Origin of the sequence: Sutterella massiliensis (assembly GCF_016899755.1) — a bacterium.
In the GTDB taxonomy this organism is placed as follows: Bacteria; Pseudomonadota; Gammaproteobacteria; order Burkholderiales; family Burkholderiaceae_F; genus Sutterella; species Sutterella massiliensis.
The window spans coordinates 1-1,198 of the sequence record NZ_JACJJC010000100.1 but is presented as its reverse complement, the minus strand read 5'-3'; the positions used below and the strand labels follow the sequence as shown (position 1 = coordinate 1,198).

1 protein-coding gene is annotated in these 1,198 nt (G+C 61.3%); it reads right to left on the bottom strand.

Going from position 1 to position 1,198, the window contains the following annotated elements; translation table 11 throughout:
* Positions 1-1,198: acyltransferase domain-containing protein (locus H6A60_RS11530; protein ID WP_205104753.1), on the bottom strand; the 1,198-nt coding region annotated here is incomplete at both ends.

The window sequence follows — 1,198 nt, the reverse complement described above, 5'->3', positions numbered from 1 at the left end:
AAATCACCTTCGTCGCGTCGGCAAGCGTGAGGCAGCCCGCGGCCCAAGCGGCAGCCACTTCACCCACGCTGTGGCCCGTGACGGCATCGGGCTTGATGCCCGCATCGGCAAGGAGCGCCGTGACGCCGACCTGAACGGCAAAGATGAGAGGCTGTGCAACTTCCGTTCGATCAACGGCAACATCGCCGTCGTTCTTCTGGAACGTCTCGCCGATCTTCCAGCCCGAGAGCGGGAAGAACGTCTCGTCGATCTCGTCGACAACGCGCTTGAAGCTCGGTTCGCCCGCGTAGAGCGCAGCACCCATGCCGGCCCACTGACTGCCGTTGCCCGAATAGACAAAAGCGGTTTTTCCCGCGCGGACAACACTTGCCACGTGCTCAACCGCCCACGCACCGGCCTCGGTGCAGGCGGGAAGCTGCCCGTTCGTCGAGAAGATGTTGAGTGCATCGACCGCAGCCGAAACGCTCCCCACCTTCATGAAGAGAGCATTCGAGAGGCGTTCGCGCTGCGTGGCGGCGGCAGCGGCCGTTCGGTTGAATGTATTCGCATCCGCATCAGAAAGACGCTTGGCATAAGCACCGGCAAGCGCACGCAGACTTTCCATGCTCTTTGCGGAAAGAAGCAGCGGATAGAGCTCAGAGGAAGCTCCCGTATCAAACGCAGCGACGTCCTCTTTGGCGGCACCGGCGTCCTCAAGCAGCACGTGTGCGTTCGTGCCGCCGAATCCGAATGAATTGACGCCGACAAGCGGCGCACCGGCAACTTCGGGGAGCGGCTCTTTTTCGCGCGCAACGCGAATGCCGAGACCCTCGAAATCGATGGCGGGATTGAGTTTGCTGAGCTGAATGTTGGCGGGAACTTCGCGCTCGCGAAGGACCGTGATCGCTTTGGCGATGCCGGCCATGCCCGAGCCTGTTTCCAAGTGCCCGAGGTTCGACTTGACCGACCCGATCAAAAGAGGCTCTTCACCTTCACCGCGATGCCCGAGCACTTCGCCGATGCTCTTTGTTTCGATGGGATCGCCCGCCGCAGTGCCGGTACCATGTGCTTCAAGATACGCCACGCACTTGCGATCGACCTTCGGATCTTCATAAATCGACTGCAAAAGCCGCTTTTGCGCCGCACCGTTCGGAAGCGCAATCCCGTTCGTACGGCCGTCGGAATTGACGCCCGTTGCGCGAATCACCGCGTGAATGGC